General features: G+C 50.9%; 14 protein-coding genes. 4 read left to right on the top strand and 10 right to left on the bottom strand.

The annotated features are described in order from the left end of the window. Window positions 1–24: 24 nt before the first annotated feature. From mglC to folE, 6 genes are all read right to left on the bottom strand, one after another. Complete coding sequence (mglC, locus tag FEK43_RS11045; RefSeq protein WP_001275110.1) at window positions 25–1,035, bottom strand: galactose/methyl galactoside ABC transporter permease MglC; 1,011 nt, start codon at window positions 1,033–1,035, stop codon at window positions 25–27. Window positions 1,036–1,050: 15 nt separating this feature from the next. Then, window positions 1,051–2,571 carry a galactose/methyl galactoside ABC transporter ATP-binding protein MglA gene (gene mglA, locus FEK43_RS11040; RefSeq protein WP_135407363.1) on the bottom strand — a complete coding sequence of 507 codons (1,521 nt, stop codon included), beginning with the start codon at window positions 2,569–2,571 and terminating at the stop codon, window positions 1,051–1,053. 60 nt (window positions 2,572–2,631) lie between these two features. Beyond that, complete coding sequence (mglB, locus tag FEK43_RS11035) at window positions 2,632–3,630, bottom strand: galactose/glucose ABC transporter substrate-binding protein MglB (protein ID WP_001036964.1); 999 nt, start codon at window positions 3,628–3,630, stop codon at window positions 2,632–2,634. Window positions 3,631–3,927: 297 nt separating this feature from the next. After that, the gene (galS, locus tag FEK43_RS11030; RefSeq protein ID WP_135407365.1) at window positions 3,928–4,950 is read right to left on the bottom strand and encodes an HTH-type transcriptional regulator GalS; all 1,023 of its coding nucleotides are present in this window, start codon (window positions 4,948–4,950) and stop codon (window positions 3,928–3,930) included. A gap of 141 nt (window positions 4,951–5,091) precedes the next feature. After that, window positions 5,092–6,249 (bottom strand): DUF418 domain-containing protein YeiB, encoded by a 1,158-nt coding sequence (gene yeiB, locus FEK43_RS11025; RefSeq protein WP_135491637.1) that lies wholly within the window; start codon window positions 6,247–6,249, stop codon window positions 5,092–5,094. Between the two features lie 16 nt (window positions 6,250–6,265). Next, window positions 6,266–6,934, bottom strand: coding sequence for a GTP cyclohydrolase I FolE (gene folE / locus FEK43_RS11020; RefSeq protein WP_001139613.1), 669 nt, complete (start codon window positions 6,932–6,934; stop codon window positions 6,266–6,268). Window positions 6,935–7,191: 257 nt separating this feature from the next. Here folE and yeiG point away from each other — a divergent pair, with 257 nt between their 5' ends. After that, window positions 7,192–8,028 (top strand): S-formylglutathione hydrolase, encoded by an 837-nt coding sequence (gene yeiG / locus FEK43_RS11015; RefSeq protein WP_135407367.1) that lies wholly within the window; start codon window positions 7,192–7,194, stop codon window positions 8,026–8,028. 31 nt (window positions 8,029–8,059) lie between these two features. Here the strand turns inward: yeiG and cirA are convergent, their stop codons facing one another. The 3 genes from cirA to yieE form a co-directional block, all read right to left on the bottom strand. Beyond that, window positions 8,060–10,051 (bottom strand): catecholate siderophore receptor CirA, encoded by a 1,992-nt coding sequence (cirA, locus tag FEK43_RS11010; protein WP_135407369.1) that lies wholly within the window; start codon window positions 10,049–10,051, stop codon window positions 8,060–8,062. Window positions 10,052–10,336: 285 nt separating this feature from the next. Further along, window positions 10,337–11,806, bottom strand: coding sequence for a lysine-specific permease (gene lysP / locus FEK43_RS11005; RefSeq protein WP_130207072.1), 1,470 nt, complete (start codon window positions 11,804–11,806; stop codon window positions 10,337–10,339). 204 nt (window positions 11,807–12,010) lie between these two features. Beyond that, window positions 12,011–12,892 (bottom strand): DNA-binding transcriptional regulator YeiE, encoded by an 882-nt coding sequence (gene yieE, locus FEK43_RS11000; RefSeq protein WP_130207074.1) that lies wholly within the window; start codon window positions 12,890–12,892, stop codon window positions 12,011–12,013. Between the two features lie 98 nt (window positions 12,893–12,990). Between yieE and FEK43_RS10995 the strand changes: the two genes are divergently transcribed. The 3 genes from FEK43_RS10995 (at window position 12,991) to FEK43_RS10985 (ending at window position 16,062) form a co-directional block, all read left to right on the top strand. Further along, window positions 12,991–14,040, top strand: a complete 1,050-nt coding sequence (locus FEK43_RS10995) for a YeiH family protein (RefSeq protein ID WP_000182044.1) — start codon at window positions 12,991–12,993, stop codon at window positions 14,038–14,040. 73 nt (window positions 14,041–14,113) lie between these two features. Next, window positions 14,114–14,971 (top strand): deoxyribonuclease IV, encoded by an 858-nt coding sequence (gene nfo, locus FEK43_RS10990; protein WP_135407371.1) that lies wholly within the window; start codon window positions 14,114–14,116, stop codon window positions 14,969–14,971. A gap of 2 nt (window positions 14,972–14,973) precedes the next feature. Next, window positions 14,974–16,062, top strand: a complete 1,089-nt coding sequence (locus FEK43_RS10985) for a sugar kinase (RefSeq protein ID WP_135407374.1) — start codon at window positions 14,974–14,976, stop codon at window positions 16,060–16,062. Window positions 16,063–16,116: 54 nt separating this feature from the next. Here the strand turns inward: FEK43_RS10985 and FEK43_RS10980 are convergent, their stop codons facing one another. After that, entirely contained in the window at window positions 16,117–17,367 is a 1,251-nt protein-coding gene (locus FEK43_RS10980) for a NupC/NupG family nucleoside CNT transporter (protein ID WP_135404852.1), read from the bottom strand. Between the last annotated feature and the right edge of the window lie 33 nt (window positions 17,368–17,400).

The raw sequence follows: 17,400 nt of genomic DNA, 5'->3' as shown, positions 1-17,400 counted from the left end.
CATCCGGCAATACCCACATTCATATCACTTCTTACGCGCGTACTTCAGTGAATCCAGCGCCACGGCGAAGATAATAATCGCCCCTTTGATGATGTACTGCCAGTACGGGTTTACGCCGATGTACGTCAGGCCATAGTTAATGACCGTAAAGATAATTACCCCGGTCACTACACCAATGACCGTCCCCACACCGCCGCTGAACGATACGCCGCCCACCACGCACGCCGCGATAGCATCCAGCTCATACATGAAGCCGAGGTTGTTGGTGGCAGAGCCGATACGTCCGGCTTCTAACATCCCGCCGAAGGCATAGAACACGCCAGACAATGCGTAGATCATCAGCAGGTTCAGGCCAACGTTGACACCAGAAACTTTCGCCGCTTCCGGGTTACCGCCAATGGCAAAAATGTTCTTACCAAAACGGGTTTTGTTCCACAGCACCCAGACGAAGGCCACCGCAATCAGGGCGTAGAAGGTGATGTAAGAGAGACGGAAGCTCCCCAGCGCAATAAAGCCCTGGGCAAAAGTGGAGAAACCACTGTCAAAACCAGAAATAGGCGACGCACCAACAAAGTCGTAATAGAGCGAGTTAATGCCATAAACGATGATCATCGTACCGAGAGTGGTTATGAACGGCGTTACGTTGAGATAGGCGATAATCAGCCCGTTGATCAAACCGATAACCGCGCCAATAGCACAGACAATCAGAATAACCAGCGCAATCGGCATCGTCGCCATTTCCGGGAACACTTTGTTGGCGTTATCCATGGACTGCAATAACGTCGCCGCTACAACTGCCGCCAACCCCACCTGACGACCAGCGGAAAGGTCAGTCCCCTGGGTGACAATTAACCCTGCAACGCCGAGCGCAATAATAATACGCACCGATGACTGGGTGAGAATATTACTTAAGTTCAACAGACTTAAAAATGTTGGGTCCTGGAAAATAATAATCGCCAGCAAAACTAAAAGAACGACGTAAATACCGCCCTCTTTCAGGTAAGTAAGAAAACTTTTCTTATTTAACGCACTCATGGGAAGCCCCTAATCTTAAAGGTGCAAAGACGCAAGACGCAGAATTTCGTTTTGCGTTGTTGTTTTTGTATCGACAATTCCGGAAACGAGGCCATTGCTCATAACCAGAATACGGTCTGTTATCCCTAACAACTCTGGCATTTCAGAGGAGATAATAATAATCCCCTTGCCTTTCTTCGCCAGTTCGGCAATTAACTGATAAATTTCAAACTTCGCCCCAACATCAATACCGCGCGTTGGTTCGTCGAGCATTAATATTTCCGGTTGCGTCAGTAACCAACGACCAATAATCACCTTTTGCTGATTACCACCTGAGAGCGAACCAATTTGCGTCCGATGACCTGGCGTTTTTACCCGCATCGAATCAATCACCCACTGGGTATCGCTTTTCATCCGCGAGTTATCCAACAAGCCCACTTTATTTTTGTAGTTGCGAATATTGGAAATTAATGAGTTAAAGCCAATATCCAGATAGGCATAAATTCCCGTTGAACGGCGTTCTTCAGTTACTAGTGCAAATCCGTGGTTAATGGCTTCGTTGGCATTATGGTTATTGATCTTTTTGCCATGCAACGTAATGGTGCCAGCAGATTTCTCGCGAATGCCAAATAATGTCTCAACAATATCGGTACGTTTCGCCCCCACCAGCCCGGCAATACCGAGGATCTCCCCTTTATGCAGGTCAAACGAGACATCGCGAATCGATGGCTGGCGTAGTGACGTCAGGTTACGCACTTCGAGGATCACTTCGCCCGGCTTGTTTTCTTTATCCGGGAAACGCTGGTTAAGAGAACGACCAACCATCATGGCGATGATCTTGTCCATCGTCAGCCCTTCCAGCGGTTCGGTAGCGATCCACTGACCGTCGCGCAATACGGTGACTTCATCACATAACTGGAAAATCTCTTCCATTTTATGCGAGATATAGACAATACCGCAGCCGCGTTCTTTTAATTTACGAATAATAGTAAACAGATGATTGACCTCTTTTTCGGTTAACGAAGAAGTCGGTTCATCCATAATCACAATTTTCGCGTTATAGGAAAACGCTTTAGCAATTTCGATCATCTGCATTTGCGAAACGGATAATGTGCCGACGCGCGCACGCGGATCGATATCAATATCCAGTTCATCAAAAATCGCTTTAGTTTCGCGGTACATTTTGACCTGATCAACAAACATGCCTTTGGTGGGATATCGCCCCAGCCACATGTTGTCCATCACCGAACGTTGTAATACCAGGTTTAACTCCTGGTGTACCATCGAAATACCATTTTCCAGTGCTTCTTTGGCAGAATGAAAATCGATCTCTTTACCCTGGAATAAAATGGTGCCGGAATCTTTTTGATAAATACCAAACAGGCATTTTAATAATGTTGATTTTCCCGCGCCGTTTTCCCCCATTAATGCATGGATAGAATGTGGCCGGACATTTAAATTAACGTTATCAAGTGCCTTAACACCGGGAAAGGACTTGTTGATACCGCTCATTTCCAACAAGTATTCACCAGATGACGGAGTCGTTGAGCTGACCATATAATTTTACCTTGTTGGTCATACAATAAGGGCGCAATAAACTATTGCGCCCGTTCAGTCTTATTTCTTGCTGAATTCAGCCAGGTTATCTTTGTCTACGCCAACATAAGGTACGCGAACCACTTTGTTGTCGATTTTCCAGTTGGTGCCGTCAGCGGCGCCCTTGCCATCGGCCAGGTTTTTCGCCAGATCAAAAGTCGCTTTCGCCTGGTTGTTGGCATCATTCAGTACGGTACCCGCCAGCGCACCGGATTTCACCAGCGCCAGAGCTTCTGGCAGCGCATCGACGCCAAACACCGGAATGCTGGACTTGTTGTGTGCTTTCAGCGCTTCAACCGCACCCATTGCCATCGCATCGTTGTTAGCAATAACCACTTCGATTTTGTTGGCGTTCGGGCCAGACAGCCAGGCGTCCATCTTATCTTTCGCCTGAGCAGTGTCCCACATAGCGGTATCTAACTGTAACTGTTCAGTTTTGATGCCTTTGTCGTTCAGTTCTTTAATCACGTAAGTGGTGCGTGCTTCTGCATCCGGATGGCCCGGCTCGCCTTTCAGCAGTACGAACTGAATCTGACCGTCTTTGTTCAGATCCCACCCCTGATTCGCCGCCCAGTGTTTAGCAATCAGATCGCCCTGGATAATGCCGGACTCTTTGGAGTCAGTACCAACGTAGTAGGCTTTGTCGTAGCTATCCAGTGCCTTACGGGAAGGTTCTTTGTTGAAGAAAACCACCGGCACGTTTTGCCCGCGCGCTTTCTCAATCACCGTACCCGCAGCTGCCGGGTCAACCAGGTTGATTGCCAGCGCCTTCACCCCTTTCGCCAACAGCACGTCAATCTGATCGTTCTGCTTGGACTGGTCATTCTGTGAATCATTCATCAGCAACTGGACGTCTGGTGCTGCTTTCGCATCCTGTTCGATAGCCTTACGCACAACAGACATAAAATTATCGTCATATTTATAAATCGTCACACCAATACGGGTATCAGCAGCGTGTGCAGCGGCGCCGAATAACATGCTGGCCATCACAGCAGACAGGGTTAACACCTTCTTATTCATGGTATCTCCGGTTTTTCTTATGCAGGGTAGTGCTTGAGATAAATGCTCGGCGGGCCAGTATGGTTAATGAAGTGTTACTGAACGCCGAAGCTCATTTTTAAAAATCCGTTCGTCCATGCCCGGTAACGCTCCATAAAACGGCTCTAATTGTTGTTATGACGCCATAACCTCGATAAAAGCGATTATTCGCTGTTACATACAAGTTACAACGTTAAAACGGTGCAATCATAGCCACCACATTGTTAACATACTGTGAAATCACTCACAAATTGAAAGCGGTTACATCCTCTGATTTGCTCAGTTAGTGATCGCCGCCGCATTCTGGCGTAATGCGACAGAATGGCGGCGCACTAACGTCGGCATAAAACAGTGGCTGGCACGCGGATCAATGTTGCCTGCTGCCCCCTGCAAGGCCAGTTCCGTGGCTAATTTTGCCATCGAAGCAATGGGGTAACGCACGGTCGTTAATTGCGGGTCGGTGTAACGAGCAATGGGGATATCATCGAAACCGATGATTGAGAGATGTAACGGAATCGCAATGCCATTATCTTTTAATGCCGTCAGAGCGCCAGCGGCCATATTGTCGTTATAGGCAAATACAGCGGTAAGTTGTAGATTGCGCCCGAGTAGTTCAACCATCGCCGCCTCGCCGCCTGGCATATCCGGTGTCCCCGTGCCAATCCAGCTTTCCGGCGGAATAATATCCTGCTCTTTCAGCGCGCTTATCCAGCCCGCTTTACGCATTGCGTCATCTTCAATGCTGTGGCTGGAAGAGAGATAGCCGATACGTTGATGGCCGTTGTTCAGCAACATGCGCGTCGCCATTCTGGCGCCGCTAATATTATCCAGACAAACACAGCGATGGGCATAGCCAGGCACAACCCGATTGATGAGCACCATGCCAGGAATGTTGTCCATAAATTGCGCCAGTTCATCGTCACTTAACGCTTTTGAATGAACGATCAACGCGTTACAACGCTGGCGGATTAGCACTTCGATGGCATGACGCTCTTTTTCCGCTTCATGATAGCTATTGCCAATCAACACATATTTCTGATGTTGCTGGGCAACGAGATCGACGGCTTTAACCAATGCGCCGAAAAATGCATCTGAAACATCCATGACCACCACACCGATGGTATCGCTCACCTGAGTTGCCAGCGCCTGTGCATTGGCATTTGGCCGATAATCCAACTCACTCACCGCTTTCATAACTGCTTCACGCGTGTCGGCACTTACCAGCGTGCTGTTATTGAGCACCCGGGAAACCGTTGCCACAGAGACGCCAGCCTGACGCGCTACATCACGAATGGTGATCATATTCACTACCTGTTATGAGATTGCAGTAGGTTACTGCTTGCTGGCGGCTATTTTGTCAGCACTGAATACAGGACTTCGTGAATCGAGTCACAGCAATGGAAACGGTTACAGCCGTTTTGTTAATGAATGTGATCCAGATCGTTATCTGGATGTTTTAGATAATGCAGGTCCGGCAGCGCGCAAGGTTAACTGACGCCAGAGCCATTCCACCGGCCCCTGACGGAAGTAACGCAGCCAGATAACAGAGAAAAGCAGGTTCGCCAGCCATACCGGAACGACAAACACCAGCAACTCCAGGCGGTCAAACTGCATAAACAAACCGAGGTGGTAAAACAGCGTGGTACAAATCAGCGTTTGCAGTAGATAATTGGTTAGCGCCATCCGTCCGACGCAGGCGATTGCCAGCACCAGCCTGAAGCGGCTTAATTGCGGCCAAAAGCCATAAAACAGCGACGCATAGCCAATTGCCTGAAACGGCGCGCTAAGTTCACGCGGCATTTGAAGTAAGAAGGCACACCAGCGATACGCCCAGTCCAGCCGCCATTGCAGTGCGATAGCAGGAAGGTTAATTAGCACACCAATTGCTACCAGCACAAAACCGGTACGACGATAGTGACGTAAGCTGAACTGCCCTTTCAGCCAGCCGCTGCGCATCAGCGCCGCGCCAATTAACATCATCCCCGCCAGTTGCCAGCCATACTGCGCGCCCAGTGCCAGTAAACTGTTGCCAACGCCATCGGCGCGGTTACTGATCGCTTCAACGCCGCCATGAAGTTTCCAGTATTTTTCATACAAAATGGCCGATGCATCTGGCGTCCAGGCGCGGCTGGTCTGGCTGTCAGAAATCAACCCCAGCAACAGCAAAACGCCAATCCCCACCAGATACAGCATCACGCCAGTATTAAATAAACTTTTTACCGATGGCGCATCGCGCACCAGTCGCCAACTGATTAAGCCCACCAACCCGTAAGCCAGCAGGATATCGCCGTCCCAGAACAATAAACCGTGAATAAAGCCCAGCAAGACTAACAGTGTTAACCGCGACTGAATCCAGCGTCTGCCGCGCGGCAGCAACATTTGCAGGCCCGCGCCAAACAGCAGCGCAAAAAGCGTGAGGAATTTTACCTGGCCGATGAGATCCAAAAACGCCCAGGTCCAGGCGTCGGATGGGGTAATAGTGCCATACCAGGCGGGATTGAGATAAGCCGCCTTTGGTAAACCAAAGGCGCTGATGTTTAATAGCAGGATCCCCAGAATGGCGACGCCGCGAACAAAATCGAGCGTGACGTTGCGCTCCATGGTTCCTGCCTTTTAATCAGTTGTGATGACGCACAGCGCGCAGAAACTCGTGCCGCGTATTCTGACTGGATTTGAACAAACCACCGAGGGAGGTCGTTGTCGTGGCGCTGGTTGCATCGCGGATGCCACGCGCTTTCACGCAGTAATGCACCGCGTCGATGGAGACAGCCACGTTATTGGTCCCCAGCAGCGTTTGCAGCGCAATGAGGATTTGCTGAGTCAGACGTTCCTGCACCTGCGGGCGCTGGGCAAAGAACTGCACGATGCGGTTAATTTTCGACAGGCCGATCACCGAATCTTTCGGGATATAGGCTACCGTCGCTTTGCCATCGATAGTGACAAAATGGTGCTCGCAGGTGCTGGTCAGGGTGATATCGCGCACGGTGACCATTTCATCGACCTTCATTTTGTTTTCAATGAGGGTGATTTTCGGGAAATTGGCGTAATCCAGACCGGAGAAAATTTCATCGACATACATTTTAGCGATGCGATGCGGCGTTTCCATCAAACTGTCATCAGCGAGGTCGAGATTCAATAGCTGCATGATTTCAGTCATATGACCGGCGATAAGGCTTTTGCGCGTTTCGTTATCCATTTCATGCACGGGCGGGCGCAGCGGTGTTTCCAGTCCTCGCGCAACTAACGCTTCATGAACCAGGGCCGCTTCTTTACTGAGTGATGGCATTTATGTTTTCTCCTGCAGGTGTGACGCCTCCGCCCTGCGTGGGGGCAAAGTTATTAAGCTGATTAGCAGCCCGATTATTGTGCGTGAGGTGGCGCACATAATCCAGTATTCACAGCGATAATTATTGTAATTGCCGCTGCCTTTCAGCGTTAGATGTTAAAACATCGTTATGCATATGCGGAAGTGAAAGTTACTCACAGCGCATTGAATAAACGGTATGATGACTAAAATGCAAACAACACAACAAGGAGCCACGCATGGAAATGCTCGAAGAGCACCGCTGTTTTGAAGGCTGGCAGCAACGCTGGCGGCACGACTCCAGTACCTTAAATTGCCCGATGACGTTCAGCATCTTTCTCCCACCGCCCCGCGACAACGCCCCTCCGCCTGTGCTGTACTGGCTTTCAGGTTTAACCTGCAATGACGAGAACTTCACCACCAAAGCAGGCGCTCAGCGCGTAGCGGCAGAACTGGGGATTGTGCTGGTGATGCCAGACACCAGCCCGCGCGGCGAACAGGTTGCCAACGATGATGGCTACGATTTAGGCCAGGGTGCAGGGTTTTATCTCAACGCCACGCAACCACCGTGGGCGACGCATTACCGGATGTATGATTACCTGCGCAATGAATTACCAACGCTGATTCAATCGCAATTTAACGTCAGCGATCGCTGTGCTATTAGCGGTCATTCGATGGGGGGTCATGGCGCATTGATTATGGCGCTGAAAAATCCGGGCAAATACACCAGCGTTTCGGCCTTTGCGCCGATTGTGAATCCGTGCAGCGTCCCGTGGGGAATCAAAGCATTTAGCGCCTATTTAGGTGAGGACAAAAATGCATGGCTGGAATGGGACAGTTGCGCGCTGATGTACGCCAGCAATGCGCAAGATGTGATTCCGACGCTTATCGATCAGGGTGATAACGATCAGTTTCTTGCCGACCAGCTTCAGCCCGCGGTACTGGCAGAAGCTGCGCGCCAGAAAGCGTGGCCGATGACGCTACGTATTCAACCTGGTTATGATCACAGTTATTACTTCATTGCTTCTTTTATAGAGGATCATCTGCGCTTCCATGCGCAGTATTTACTGAAGTGAAAGTTCGCCCGGTTCGCCGGGCATCTCCTCATCAGAAGCGATAATCCACTGCCATAAAGTAACGACGTCCGTCTTCGTTATAGCTGTAGTCATCACGACTCAGATCTTTGTCGCCCAGGTTCAGCACGCCTGCGCGCAGTTTGACGTCTTTGGTCACCTGCCAGGCCGCGCCGGTATTCCAGATGGTATAACCGCCCGGTGTTTTAACGGTATCGCTGTCGGCACGTTTCTGACCGGTGTAGTGACCAGAAACATAGAACGACCAGTCTTCCAGCGCCAGCGGTTTCCAGTCCAGCGTACCGTTAGCGGTATGGAACGGCAGATCGGATAGCGGTTTGTTTTCACCGTTGCTGACATCGCGTCCATCGTTGTAGGTGTAGTTGAGTGACAGCTTCCATTCATCGTTGAACGGGATTTTCAACTCAGTTTCCACACCCTGGATACGTGCTTTATTGACGTTGTAGTAACTGAACACCGGTATACGTCGACCGTTTGCCCCCGTTTCAAAACCAACAAAGTTTTGGTAACCCGGCGCAGCATTGACGTCAGATGTACGGCTGATGCTAATACGATCTTTCACATCATTGCGGAAGACGGTCACACTGGATTCAACGCCTTCCAACCAACCTTCTTCGCCCATGTAGTAAAGCCCCAGCTCCCAACTTTCGCTGGTTTCTGGTTTCAGGTCCGGGCTACCAATAATCTTGCATGCGCCACGGCAGGAGTTGGTCGTCCAGTCGGGGCTAAGTTGTAATAACGAAGGTGCTTTAAAAGCCGTCGCCCAGCCGCCTTTTACTGTTACGGTATCGGTGGCGTTATAGACCAGATAGGCACGCGGGCTCCAGTGTTCGCCGTAGGTTTCGTGATCGTCCATACGCACGCCGGTCGTCAGCGCCAGCGGCTCGAAGATCCGCCATTCATCTTCCACAAACAGCGCGTACTGACTGGCGGACGTTTTAGTGCTGGTACCGCCGGTCAGGTTCACCGCATCGCTAAGTTTGTCGTGGCGCCATTCACCACCCACCGTGACAAACTGATTGATAGCCGTCAGCGGCAGCGTGTATTTACCATCGACCGTGTTACTTTCGGAAGTAATCGGGCTACTGTTGCCTGGGTTTTTGTTCTCGACTTTCTCACCATAATATTTCAGTTCGCTGGTGCCGTAATCCCAGCGCCCATTATGGCTTACGGAGTAGTTCTGGCGTTCGAGGCGGTTTTTGTCCAGCGAGTCAGAATCGCGATCCTGGCGGTCGAAACCGTAACCAGCGGTAAAATCGTGATTTTGATTCGGCGTCCAGGCAAATTCGACATTGCCGTCGCGGCTGGAGAATCCTTCAATACGCGGCGTTTCTCCCGTGTCGGTAGTAGAGGAACTCTGCGGGTCATCCTTTTCACGTTTTGCCAGGCTGCCGTAAGCTTTCATTCCCAGCACGCCGTCAATCAGCGGTCCACTCGTGAAGAACTGGCCGTTGTAGGTGTCACCGCGATCGCGATGTTCCTGAATGGTGGTATCTACCGTTACCGTACCTGACCATTTCTGGCCGATTTTTTTAGTGATGATGTTCACCACGCCGCCGAGCGCATCGGAACCATACAGTGAAGACATCGGGCCACGTACCACTTCGATACGTTCGATAGAATCGACCGGGATCCAGTTCAGGTCAAAGTCATTATGGCGGAAGACGGCATTGCGCGAGTTAACACGTTTACCATCGACAAGAATCAGGGTGTAGCTGCTATCCAGACCACGAATACTGACGCCCTTACGGTTGTCCCCTTCGTTAGTCAGTTGTACGCCCGGCACTTCTTTGAGGACATCCTTCAAATTTTGCACTGGTTTACGTTGCAAATCTTGCTGGGTAATGACACTGATACTGGCGGGCGCATCTTTGAGGTTTTGTTCAACGGAAGATGCCGTGACTACCATCGTTTCGCCATCATCATCAACCGCTAACACAGGCCATGCACATGAAACTGCGGACAAACACAGCCCGACCCGTACGAAAGGGTTCAACCTAAACATTCCATATCTCCATGAGGTAACTACGAAAATAAAATGGGTTATCGCTCACATCTTCTTCATGTCCCCTTGCGTACGGCAGCATCGCGGTAGACTTTTTTGTATGCAGGTGATCATCCCAAAAGCCTGAACAGCCTCTGATTTGTCAGCCTTTTTTGATTTCGGCGTAACGATAATGCAAACGATAACAATTATCAATCCAAATGTTAAATTTTATATCCGCATGAATACTAAGGAAAAGAAAAAGCCCTCTCGGTTGAGAGGGCTTTATTAAGGAAGGGGTAAAACTTATTTCTTATCGTTCTGCGGGAACTTCATTTCGCTGTAGCGTACGAAGTGGGTTCCTTTAATCAACTTATAGCCAAACCAGATCATAAGGAACAGCGGGATGCCAATATAGGTTGCCGCTACGCCACCCCAGTCGATAGTGTCTTTCAGGAACGCTTCGTAGTTCTGGCCCAGAGTGATAATCAGGCACAGCACAAAAGCGAAGATCGGTCCCAGCGGGAAGAAGCCTGAACGGTACGGCAGATCGTTAATATCATGCCCCTGCAGCACATAACCGCGACGGAAACGATAATGGCTGATCGCAATTCCCAGCCAGGCGATAAAGCCTGTCATACCGGAGGTGTTCAGCAACCACAGGTATACCGTCTGGTTACCAAACATGGAGGTCAGGAAGCACAGACCTGCAATTACCGTGGTCGCATACAGTGCGTTACGCGGTACGCCGCCACGCGACAATTTAGCGAAAATGCGCGGTGCTTTACCGTCACACGCCAGGGTGTACAGCATGCGAGTAGACGCATACATACCGGAGTTACCCGCTGACAGCACCGCCGTCAGAATAACCGCGTTCATCACCGCCGCCGCAGAGAGCAGACCCGCATGCTGGAACACCAGGGTGAACGGGCTGACGCTGATGTCTTTAACATCATTACGCAGCAGGCTCGGATCGGTGTATGGAATGATCAGGCTGATGATCAGGATTGCGAACACATAGAACAGCAGGATTCGCCAGAACACCTGACGTACCGCGCGTGGAATGTTTTTCGCCGGTTCTTCGGACTCGCCTGCAGCAATACCGATCAGCTCGGTTCCCTGGAAAGAGAAGCCGACAATCATTGCCACACCGATCATCGCCGCAAAACCACCAGCAAATGGTGCTTCGCCAATCGTCCAGTTGCTCCAGCCCGCAGGCTGTGCGCCTTTGAAGATGCCGATAATCATCATCACGCCGACGATGATAAAGACAATGACCGTGGTGACTTTGATCAGTGAGAACCAGTATTCCGCCTCGCCAAAGCCACGAACTGAAATGTAGTTCAGGAGGAAGATAACGCCGAGGAACAGCGCACTCCAGATCCAACCCGGGGTGTCCGGGAACCACCAGCTCATGACCAACTGAGCGGCCACCAGGTCAACGGCGATAGTTACCGCCCAGTTGTACCAGTAGTTCCAGCCCAGCGCGAAGCCAAAGCCTTCTTCAACATAGTTCTGACCGTAAGTGGCAAAGGAACCAGAAACCGGCATATATGCCGCCAGTTCACCAAGACTGGTCATCAGGAAGTAAACCATCAGGCCGATCAGAATATACGAGAGCAGCGCCCCACCTGGACCTGCCTGAGAGATCGTTGCGCCAGAGGCAACAAAAAGACCCGTACCGATGGAACCGCCAATGGCAATCATCGTCAGGTGACGCGCCTTTAATTCACGGCGTAAGCCCGGCGCTTCTGTGGTTTTAGTTTCGGAAACCATACGAAAATGCTATCCATCTTAAAAATGAGGCGCGATTGTAGCAGACGATTTGCAATCCTTCCGGTAGAAATACGCTTTTATAAGACACCTTCATGATCGTCCAGGGATTATAAGTAAAGCAACCAATCTCTTTTCTGGCGAATGTATACCGGTGGTGCTGCGTCGCGAAATCGACACAGCCCCCGTAGGTTTCTGTACAACAGATTAACGCGGCAAAGTGGAGGAATCGCAGTACTCCAGAAAGCGCCGTAACGCATTGGAAAGGTGTTTCTGCCGATGATGTATACGCCACAACGTACGCATCAGGCGCGGCAGAGGGACAGCAACTTCACTTAATGTGCCAGCCTGCAATTGATCTTCAATGACCCTTCGCGACAGGCAACTAATTCCCAACCCATGACGCACCGCATGTTTGATTGCCTCGGAGTTACCTAATTCCATCGCCATCTCAAACTTCGGTAAATGCGACAGTAACAGATAATCGACGATCTCCCGCGTGCCGGAACCGCGTTCACGCAGGATCCACGGCGCAGCGGCCAGCTGTTCTAAAGTGACCGGACCACGAGCCAGCGGCGAAGTCGGCGCGGCGAAAACCACCAGCTCGTCTTCCAGCCACGGTTCAGAAATGATTTCAGTGCTGTGGCACGGTCCTTCAATAAAGCCAATATCAACGCGGAAATCCAGCACCGCTTGCATCACGTCCTGGCTGTTCCCAACGCTCAGTTCAATCGGCAACTGCGGATAATCATGGCGATAACGGGCGATGACTGCAGGCAGAATGTAGTTACCGATGGTACTACTGGCATAGACACGAATCGCGCCGTTGTCTTCGCGAAACAGTTGTTCGATTTCAATCGCCTGTTCAAGCAGTGCCAACGCACGCGGATAGAGCAGCCGCCCGTGTTCATTAACAACCAGTCTTTTACCCACGCGATCAAACAGTTGCACGCCAAGCTGCCCTTCCAGGTCGGTCAAGGCTGCGCTCACTGCTGATTGCGACAACGCCAGCATCACCGACGCCTGGGTGGTTGATCCACTTTTCAATACTTCTGCAAAAACTTCCAACTGCCGGAGGGTGATGTGCATAGTCGCTTACCACTTATAAAGATTAATTATAAATATATAATCAATTTTATTTTTAAACCAGTTAGTCGTAACCTTATGCCCGGTTAAAGGAGAGGGTTATGACGAATATCACCTTACAGAAACAACATCGTACACTGTGGCATTTTATTCCGGGGTTAGCCCTGAGTGCAGTTATCACCGGGGTCGCCCTGTGGGGTGGTTCCATTCCCGCGATTGCGGGTGCCGGGTTTAGTGCCCTCACCCTCGCAATCTTGTTGGGGATGGTTTTAGGCAACACCATCTATCCGCACATCTGGAAAAGCTGTGACGGTGGCGTGCTGTTTGCCAAGCAATATTTATTACGTCTGGGTATCATTCTTTATGGCTTCCGTCTGACGTTCTCACAAATTGCCGATGTCGGTATCAGTGGGATCATCATTGACGTGCTGACGCTGTCCAGTACCTTCCTGCTGGCTTGCTTCCTGGGGCAGAAAGTGTTTGGTCTGGATAAGCACACCAGCTGGTTGATCGGTGCCGGTAGCAGTATCTGTGGTGCTGCAGCGGTACTGGCGACTGAGCCGGTAGTGAAAGCGGAAGCCAGTAAAGTAACCGTGGCTGTTGCAACCGTTGTTATCTTCGGGACCGTCGCGATTTTCCTCTACCCGGCGATATATCCACTGATGTCTCAATGGTTTAGCCCGGAAACTTTCGGTATCTACATTGGTTCTACTGTGCACGAAGTGGCGCAGGTGGTGGCGGCAGGTCATGCCATCAGCCCGGATGCAGAAAACGCAGCGGTTATTTCCAAAATGCTGCGCGTGATGATGCTGGCCCCGTTCCTCATTCTGCTGGCGGCGCGTGTTAAACAGCTGTCTGGGGCGAACAGCGGCGAGAAAAGCAAAATCACTATTCCGTGGTTTGCCATCTTGTTCATCGTAGTTGCCATCTTTAACTCGTTCCACCTGTTACCGCAGAGCGTGGTGAACATGCTGGTAACGCTGGATACCTTCCTGCTGGCAATGGCGATGGCGGCGCTGGGTCTGACCACTCACGTCAGCGCGCTGAAAAAAGCCGGGGCGAAACCTCTGCTGATGGCACTGGTACTGTTTGCCTGGCTGATTGTTGGTGGTGGTGCAATTAACTATGTGATTCAAAGCGTCATCGCATAAACCACTACATCTTGCTCCTGTTAACCCGCTATCATTACCGTTTTCCTCCAGCGGGTTTAACAGGAGTCCTCGCATGAAATACATTGGAGCGCACGTTAGTGCTGCTGGCGGTCTGGCAAATGCCGCAATTCGCGCCGCCGGAATCGACGCAACCGCGTTTGCCTTGTTCACCAAAAACCAACGTCAGTGGCGTGCCGCACCGCTCACGACGCAAACCATCGATGAATTCAAAGCCGCCTGTGAAAAATATCACTACACATCGGCGCAAATTCTTCCCCACGACAGTTATCTGATTAACCTCGGACATCCGGTCGCTGAAGCCCTGGAAAAATCGCGCGATGCCTTTATAGATGAAATGCAGCGTTGCGAACAGCTGGGGCTTTCTTTGCTCAACTTCCACCCTGGCAGCCATCTGATGCAGATTTCAGAAGAGGATTGCCTTGCGCGTATTGCCGAATCCATCAACATTGCACTGGATAAAACACAAGGTGTGACCGCGGTTATTGAAAATACCGCCGGTCAGGGCAGCAACCTTGGATTTAAATTCGAACATCTCGCGGCGATTATCGACGGTGTGGAAGATAAATCCCGCGTCGGCGTCTGCATTGATACCTGCCATGCTTTCGCTGCCGGGTATGATTTGCGTACTCCAGCCGAATGCGAGAAAACGTTCGCTGATTTTGCTCGTATTGTTGGCTTTAAGTATCTGCGCGGGATGCACCTCAACGATGCGAAAAGTACCTTTGGCAGCCGCGTTGACCGCCATCATAGCCTTGGTGAAGGCAATATCGGTCATGATGCGTTCCGCTGGATCATGCAGGACGACCGTTTCGACGGCATTCCGCTGATCCTTGAAACCATCAACCCGGATATCTGGGTAGAAGAGATCGCCTGGCTGAAAGCGCAACAAACTGAAAAAGCGGTAGCCTGAAGATGAATAACCGGGAGAAGGAGATCCTTGCAATTTTACGGCGTAACCCGCTGATTCAGCAGAATGAAATTGCGGATATGCTGCAAATTAGCCGTTCGCGCGTTGCGGCGCATATTATGGATTTAATGCGCAAAGGGCGGATTAAAGGCAAAGGTTACATTCTCACCGAGCAGGAATATTGCGTGGTGCTGGGAACAATCAATATGGATATTCGCGGGATGGCGGATATCCGTTATCCGCAAGCGGCCTCTAATCCCGGTACAATTCATTGCTCGGCGGGCGGCGTTGGGCGCAACATTGCCCACAATCTGGCGCTGTTAGGTCGCGACGTCCATTTACTCTCGGTGATTGGCGATGACTTTTATGGCGAAATGCTCCTGGAAGAGACGCGCCGCGCCGGAGTGAATGTCTCCGGCTGTGTTCGTTTACACGGCCAAAGCACATCGACGTATCTGGCAATTGCCAATCGAGACGATGAAACCGTGCTGGCGATTAACGATACCCATCTGCTGGAACAGTTGACACCGCAACTACTGAACGGGTCGCGCGATTTACTTCATCATGCGGGCGTGGTGCTGGCAGATTGTAACCTGACTGCCGAGGCGCTGGAGTGGGTCTTCACCCTTGCCGATGAAATCCCGGTGTTTGTCGATACCGTTTCAGAATTTAAAGCGGGCAAAATCAAACACTGGCTGGCGCATATTCACACTCTGAAACCCACTTTGCCAGAGCTGGAAATTTTATGGGGCCAGCCGATAACCAGCGATGCTGATCGTAATGCCGCAGTGAATGCGTTGCATCAGCAAGGTGTTCAGCATCTGTTTGTTTATTTGCCCGATGAGTCAGTTTATTGCAGCGAAAAGGATGGTGAACAATTTTTGCTGACTCCGCCAGCACATACGACGGTAGACAGTTTTGGTGCTGACGATGGTTTTATGGCGGGCCTGGTGTATAGCTTTCTGGAAGGAAGCAGTTTCCGTGATAGCGCCCATTTTGCGATTGCCTGCGCGGCAATTTCGCGCGCCAGCGGCAGCTTAAACAACCCTACCCTGTCTGCCGATAACGCGCTTTCATTAGTGCCAATGGTGTAACAATGTTGCCGGATGCGACGCTTAACGCGTCTTATCCGGCTCATAAATCGCGCACTACGCTAAACCAATAAAGAACCCGGCAATGGTCGCACTCATCAGGTTGGAAAGCGTCGCCGCCGCCAGCGCCCGTAAACCAAGCTGGGCGATTTCCGGCGCACGGTGTGGCGCAACCGCAGAAAATGCCCCAACCACTACCCCGATAGAACCAAAGTTAGCGAAACCGCACAGCGCAAAAGAAATAATCGCCACGGTTTTAGCATCCAGAGAGCCACCCGTTTGCAGATATGGCGAGAAATTGAGATAAGCAACAAATTCATTGATCGCCAGCTTCTGCCCAATCAAACTCCCGGCAAGATTTGCATCACTCCAGTCAACACCCATCACCCACGCCAGCGGGGCCAGCAGATAACCTAAAATGGACTCCAGCGAGGCTTGCTCAAAACCAAACCAGCCGCCAACGCCGCCGATAATACCGTTAATTAACGCAATGATGGCAACAAATGCCATGACTACTGTCGCCACACCCGCAGCGATTTTCAGCCCGGTCATTGCCCCTGTAGCAGCGGCCTCAATAATGCTTTTTGGCGGTGTTTCGGTGAAAGAGAGGTTATTAAAGGAAACCTGCGAAGATTCCGTAGCCGGGCTTAACAGGCGGGCAAACAAGATCCCGCCGGGGATCGCCATTAACGATGCCGCCAGCAAATATTCCACAGGCACGCCCAGTGCAGCGTAACCAATCATCGTCGAACCGGCAATTGAGGCCATACCGCTGCAAATAGCTGTAAACAGCTCATTGCGATTCAGACGATCGATAAAGGGCTTCACGATCGCCGGAATTTCGTTTTGCCCAAGGAAAATGGTAGTAACCGCGACGAATGACTCAATCTTGCTGATATTTAATGCTTTCTGGAATATACCGCCAAGAATGCGAATTAAGATCCCCATCACACCGATGTAGTAGAGAATACTCACCAGTGCAGTGACGAAGATAATTGCCGGTAATACTCTGAAACCAAAGATAAATCCTGCGCCATCAAATAAGGTATCCATCTTCGGTCCGACCAGAGAACCGAAGATAAATGCGCTACCCGCGTCGCTGTACGCCATCACTTTATGCACGCCAAAAGCGACTTTTTCAGCGACCCAACGCCCTGGCGGTAACCACAGCATTATGCCGCCAATCACGACCTGTAACACTAACGCCGCGCCAACGGTACGCAGGCTGATCTTCTTCTTGTTTACTGACAGTAAAAACGCAATCGTCAGCAATACCACCATTCCCAGAACACTTCTCATGACATCCATAGTTATTATCTCTTCATGTCATTTTGGGCGACG

The sequence above is a fragment of the Escherichia sp. E2562 genome, from assembly GCF_005781075.1.
Classification (GTDB): domain Bacteria; phylum Pseudomonadota; class Gammaproteobacteria; order Enterobacterales; family Enterobacteriaceae; genus Escherichia.
The sequence above is the reverse complement of the archived record's forward strand: the minus strand, read 5'-3'. Positions and strand labels throughout refer to the sequence as shown.